The sequence below is a fragment of the Enterobacter mori LMG 25706 genome (genome assembly GCF_000211415.1).
Classification (GTDB): domain Bacteria; phylum Pseudomonadota; class Gammaproteobacteria; order Enterobacterales; family Enterobacteriaceae; genus Enterobacter; species Enterobacter mori.
Map to the genome: position 1 here is coordinate 37,004 of NZ_GL890783.1, position 5,573 is coordinate 42,576.

At 59.9% G+C, this 5,573-nt stretch carries 5 protein-coding genes; all 5 read right to left on the reverse strand.

Going from position 1 to position 5,573, the window contains the following annotated elements:
* Positions 1–32: 32 nt before the first annotated feature.
* Entirely contained in the window at positions 33–1,037 is a 1,005-nt protein-coding gene (locus ENTMO_RS0123275; RefSeq protein ID WP_010436884.1) for an ABC transporter permease, read from the reverse strand.
* A complete protein-coding gene (locus ENTMO_RS0123280; protein ID WP_010436886.1) occupies positions 1,034–2,038 on the reverse strand; it encodes an ABC transporter permease in 1,005 nt (334 codons plus the stop codon). Before ENTMO_RS0123280 ends, ENTMO_RS0123275 begins: the two co-directional genes overlap by 4 nt.
* On the reverse strand, positions 2,038–3,540 hold the full coding sequence (locus ENTMO_RS0123285) for a sugar ABC transporter ATP-binding protein (RefSeq protein ID WP_010436887.1): 1,503 nt from the start codon (positions 3,538–3,540) through the stop codon (positions 2,038–2,040). The genes ENTMO_RS0123280 and ENTMO_RS0123285 overlap by 1 nt, the downstream gene beginning before the upstream one ends.
* Positions 3,541–3,639: 99 nt before the next feature.
* A complete protein-coding gene (gene rhaS, locus ENTMO_RS0123290; protein ID WP_010436889.1) occupies positions 3,640–4,626 on the reverse strand; it encodes a rhamnose ABC transporter substrate-binding protein in 987 nt (328 codons plus the stop codon).
* A gap of 82 nt (positions 4,627–4,708) precedes the next feature.
* Entirely contained in the window at positions 4,709–5,539 is an 831-nt protein-coding gene (gene rhaD / locus ENTMO_RS0123295; RefSeq protein WP_010436891.1) for a rhamnulose-1-phosphate aldolase, read from the reverse strand.
* Positions 5,540–5,573: the final 34 nt, after the last annotated feature.

Consider the following 5,573-nt stretch of genomic DNA (forward strand, 5'->3'; position numbering starts at 1 on the left):
CCTATGGGGAGAGGGTTAGGGTGAGGGGCAATTTAATTCCGTCTTCGCTGCATCACCCGGCGGGTAATAATCGGCAGCGAAATCACCACGATCAGCATCGCGCCGATAATCACCGACATCACGATGCCGGGCACGTTGAGCAGGCTCAGGCCAAAGGTCACCAGTCCCATCAGGAAGGCGGCGATAATCACGCCCACCATGCTGCCGGACCCGCCGAGAATATTGACGCCGCCGAGCACCGCCATCGTCACCACCGCCAGTTCCCAGCCCATCGCAATCGTCGGGCGGGTGCTGCCCAGGCGCGAGGTGAGCAGCACCGACGCCAGGCCGGACATCAGCCCCACCAGCGCGAACAGGATCAGGTTGTGGCGCTTAACGTTGATGCCGGAATACCACGCGCCGGTCGGGTTATTGCCGATGGCGTAGGTGCGGCGGCCAAAGTTGGTGCGGTGCAGCACAAAGGCAAACACCGCGGCCAGAACGATAAACAGCGCGAACTCAAACGACAGCGCGCCCCAGACGTAGCCCTGGCCGAACCAGGCGAAGCTCTCCGGATAGCTGTTCAGCGCCTTATCGCCGAGCAGGATGTAGGTGATCCCGCGGTACAGGCTCATGGTGCCGATGGTGATAACGATGGACGACAGGTTGAAGCGCGTCACCAGAATGCCGTTGAACAGTCCGCACAGCAGCCCCACGCCCAGCCCGACGCAGACCAGCAGCGGCGTATCCACGCCCGCCGCCGCGCAGAAGCCCATCACCGTGGAGCTAAGCGCAATGGTGGATGCCACCGACAGGTCAATTTCCCGGGCGATAATCAGCATCGCCATCGGCAACACGATGATCGCTTTTTCGGTGAAGTTGAACGTCGCGTCGGAGAGATTCCAGACGTTGAGGAAGTAGGGCGAGGCCAGCGCGTTCACCACGAATACCGCCAGCGTCACCGCCAGCAGGAAGCCTTCCCAGCACAGCAGGCGCTGGAAAATGCCCGGCACAGCAGGCACGTTTTTGATATCTTCAGAGGCCATCATTTTGCTCATGATTTCACCGCCAGTTTCTGACGTGCCAGCGCCGCGTCGCGCAGAATCAGCCGTCCTTTATGCCTGTTGCTGCGTTCGTTCAGCAGCACCGCAATGACGATCACCGTGCCGGAAATTGCCATTTGCCAGAACGGGGAGACGCCGATCACCGGCAGGGCGTTGTTTATCACGCCGAGGAACAGCGCGCCGAACAGGCAGCCGAGTACGCGCCCAGTGCCGCCCATGGTGCTGATGCCGCCAATCACGCAGGCGGCGACCACCTGCAGCTCAAAGCCATTCGCCACGTCGACATAGGCCACGGCGAAACGGGAAATCCACAGATACCCGCAGAACCCGGCCAACAGCCCGGAGAGGCAGAAGCTGACAAACTGCATTTTCCCGGCGTTGATCCCGGTGTAGTACGCCGCCGTAGCGTTGCCGCCCGCGGTATACAGCGCCCGTCCTGTACGGCTGTAGCGCAGGAAGTAACCTACCAGCAGCAGCGCGGCAACGGCGCACCAGCTCAGCACCGGCAGGCCCAGCACGGAGGCGCGCGGCAGGTCGAGGAAGTCCGCGCCCATCTGGTTGGCGTTCACCCAGCCGCCGCCGGAGAGCAAAAAGATAATCCCGCGGTAGATGCTCATGGTGCCGAGCGTTACCACAATCGCCGGAATGCCCAGCTTCCACACCAGCAGGCCGTTAATCGCGCCCATCAGCAGCCCGAGCGCGCTGGCGAGGAGCAGCAGTGCCCAGACCGGCACGTCCGGGTAATGGACGTTAATCAGGGCGACAATCATCCCGGTTAGCGCCAGATTGGCCGCCATCGACAGGTCGATACCTTTGGTGAGCAGCACCATCATCTGCCCGAGCGCGAGGACGATCAGAATGGAAGTGTCGTTAAACATCTCAACCAGGTTACCCGGTGTGACAAACGACGGCACGCGGCTGCCGATGGCGATGACCATCAGCACAATCACCGCGCCCAGCAGGGCTTCGCGGTGTTTTAACAGCGAGTTAAGCATTATGCCGCCTCCTGTTTTGCACCGCTGGCGGCGCTGACGATGGTTTCCGCCGTCGCGTCACCCGCACGGTATTCGGCCACCATCAGCCCTTCGTGCATCACGATAATGCGGTCCGCCATGCCCATCACTTCCGGCAGTTCGGAGGAGACCATAATCACCGCCAGCCCCTGGCCGACCAGCTCGGACATAAATTGATGAACGGCTGCCTTAGAGCCGATATCAATGCCTTTTGTCGGCTCATCGAGGATGATCACGTCAGGATGCGTTGCCAGCCACTTACCGATAACCACCTTTTGCTGGTTGCCGCCGGAGAGGGTATCTACCGCCTGTTTCCAGCTAAAGGCTTTCACCTGCAGGCGTTTGGCGTATTCATCCGCCAGCCGCCATTCGCGGTCGTCGTGCAGCACGCCGTTCGGGTTGAGCTTGCCAAGCTGCGGCAGGCTGATGTTTTGGGCAATCGACAGTTCGATAATCGCGCCCTGCTTCTGCCGCTCTTCCGGCACGCAGACGATACCGGCTTTGATCGCATCCGCAGGCTGGCGGAAGCCCCGGGCCTGACCGTTAAGAATAATTTCGCCTGACGATGGCCGCGTGACGCCGGAAAGCGCCTGCATCAGCTCGGTACGCCCGGCGCCCACCAGCCCGTAGAAGCCGAGGATTTCCCCTTTACGCAGGGAGAAGGAGATATTGGCGAACTCGGTCGGGTGGCAGAGATTTTTTACCTCCAGCACCGTCTCGCCTTTTTCGCACGCCACCCTCGGGAAGGTCTGGGTGATGGCGCGCCCGACCATCATCGATACCATCCGCTCTTCGGTTATCCCACTCATCGCGCCTTCTCCGACGAACACGCCGTCGCGCAAAATGGTGTAGTGATCTGCAAGTTCGAAGATTTCGTCGAACTTGTGGGAGATAAACAGGATGGCCTTGCCCTCCTGCTTCAGGCGCTCAACGATTTGGTAAAACTCGAGGATTTCGTGCTGCGACAGCGCCGCTGTAGGTTCATCAAGAATAACCACCTGCGCCTCAAACGACAGCGCGCGGGCGATGGCGACCATGTGGCGCTGGGCGATGCTCAATGTTTTTAGCGTCGCGCGCGGGTCGATTTGCACCTCAAGACGGCCGAGGATCGCCTGCGCCCGGCGGTGCATCTCCGGCCAGTCGAGCGTTTTCAGAACGCCTTTGTAGAGGTACTGCCCGACAAAGATATTTTCGGTGACCGAAAGTTCATCGAACAGGACGGTTTCCTGATGAATAGCGGTGATGCCGATCTTATGCGCCGAGTCCGGCGTCGGGAGGTGAACGGGGATCGCTTTGTAGAGGATCTCGCCCTCGTCGGGCTGGTAAATGCCGGTCATCACTTTAACCAGCGTCGACTTGCCCGCGCCGTTTTCGCCGATAAGCGCCGTCACTTTGCCGGGCCAGAGCGCAAGCTGCACGTTCTCAAGGGCACGCACGCCGGGGAACACCTTGGTGATGCCAGAAAGCTGTAGCAATGGGGTCATGATAGTTCTCCTGGTCAGGGGAATTTGTAGGGCGGGTAAGCGGCAGCGCCACCCGCCTTTTGCCGGATGGCGCTACGCTTATCCAGCCTACAAATCGCATCAAAAGATCTTCGAGAACTTATCAATATTGCTGGCATCGTAGACGAACGGCTCAGCCATCGCGCCGTTGCCGTCGGCATCCAGCTTCACTTTGCCCAGCTTGCCCATGCTGGCCTCGCCCTTCGTGGCGGTGCCTTTCACCAGATCGTCTGCTAAATAGGTTGCCGCATAGCCCAGGTCAATCGGGTTCCAGATGGCAAAGCTTTTGCTCGCGCCGGATTTCACCGCGCCCGCCATTTCAGACGGCAGGCCTAGCCCGGTGACGTACACTTTGCCGATCTTGCCCTGGTCTTTCACCGCCTGCGCCGCAGCGACAATGCCCACGGACGACGGTGAAACGATCACTTTCAAATCAGGGTAGGTTTTCAGAAGGCCGACCGCCTCGCGGTAGCTTTTATCAGAGAGATCGTCGCCGTAGGCCACGGTCACCAGATTGACGGACGGGTACTTCGGCAGCACCTTTTTCATCTCCGCAATCCAGGTGTTCTGGTTTGTTGATGTTGGCGTGGCGCTCAGCACCGCAACGTCGCCTTTCTCGACGTTCAGCGCCTTCAGCGCATCGGCGGCGAGCTTGACGTTGGTTTCGCCAATCAGGGCGTTATTGGACGGGTTCAGGTGGATCTGACGCCCGGCTTTCGCTACGCCGGAATCCCACGACACCACCTTGATGCCGCGCTGCATCGCTTTTTTCAGTACTGGGACTAAGGCGTCCGGATCGTTCGCGGAAATCGCGATCGCATCCACGCCCTGGGCGATCAGTCCGTTCAGCACCTCGATCTGCGCTTCTGCCGTGGTGGTGGTCGGGCCGGTATAAATCACTTTTACATCGCCTAACTCTTTGGCCGCCTCCTGCGCGCCGACGTTCGCTGCTTCGAAGAATCCATTCCCTAAGGACTTCGCCACCAGGGCGATTTTCACTTCAGCTAAAGCGGAACCGGACAACGCCAGAGCGGCAACGGTGAGGATCAAGCTTGTCTTTATTTTCATTGCTTTTACTCCACTGACTTGAGTTAGTTGTAGGGATTGCAGGTGGTTTTCGCCCCGTCTCGGTGAGCGGGGCGCGATGTTGTTATGGGTACAGATCTAACGCGGACTGCATCGGGGTGACGCCAAAGCGTTTGCCCAGGGCAATCAGCTCTTCCCGGGTGATGGTCTGCTTCATGCCGCCCATGGAATAGACCTTCACCAGCACCTCCGCGGATTTCTCGGCGGTGTCGATCAGGCCAAAGGTTTCATCAAGCGTCGGGCCGCTGCCGAAGACGCCGTGGAACGGCCACAGCACCAGAGCGTGTCTTTGCATATCTGTTGCGGTTGCATGGCCAATTTCGTCGGTACCCGGCACCATCCACGGCAGAATGCCGACGCCGTCCGGGAACACCACCAGACACTCGGTGCTGCCTTCCCACAGCTTGCGGGTGAAGAAATCCGAGCTGTTTTCCAGCACGTAGGTCAGGGCGATCAGGTTGGTAGCGTGACAGTGCATGATCACGCGGTCTTTGCCGTTGGTGGCCTTGATGCGCTCGCAGTGGGAGAGGAAGTGCGCTGGCAGTTCAGAGGTGGGCACTGCTTCATCGGTCAGACCCCACAGAATGTGGTAGCCCGCGCCGTCGCTGTCCACCTTCACCACGCCGAGGTTGGCCTGCGGGTCGAGCTGGACGTTACGGAAGAACTTCCCGGAGCCGGTGACGATAAACGGCGTGTTGGCGAGCAGCGGCATCGGCTGGCTCAGCGCGATATAGCGTGGCTTTTGGTGCAAACCGGCCGCGAAGGGTTCGATATCCGCGTCGTCCAGGCGCAGCGTCAGGTTGCCGCCGTTGCGCTCGTCCCAGCCCTTCAGCCAGGCGTCAGAGGTGGCTTTGATCATCCCCTGGACGCACCAGGAAGTGGTGATGGTCTGCATAGTTTTCATTTCCAGTTATCGCGGTGAGGTTGAA

What these genes read in the sequence shown, in the direction of transcription:
- ENTMO_RS0123275 (WP_010436884.1), bottom strand. Translation starts at nt 1,037, where the DNA reads ATGAGCAAAATGATGGCCTCTGAAGATATCAAAAACGTGCCTGCTGTG.
- ENTMO_RS0123280 (WP_010436886.1), bottom strand. Translation starts at nt 2,038, where the DNA reads ATGCTTAACTCGCTGTTAAAACACCGCGAAGCCCTGCTGGGCGCGGTG.
- ENTMO_RS0123285 (WP_010436887.1), bottom strand. Translation starts at nt 3,540, where the DNA reads ATGACCCCATTGCTACAGCTTTCTGGCATCACCAAGGTGTTCCCCGGC.
- rhaS (WP_010436889.1), bottom strand. Translation starts at nt 4,626, where the DNA reads ATGAAAATAAAGACAAGCTTGATCCTCACCGTTGCCGCTCTGGCGTTG.
- rhaD (WP_010436891.1), bottom strand. Translation starts at nt 5,539, where the DNA reads ATGCAGACCATCACCACTTCCTGGTGCGTCCAGGGGATGATCAAAGCC.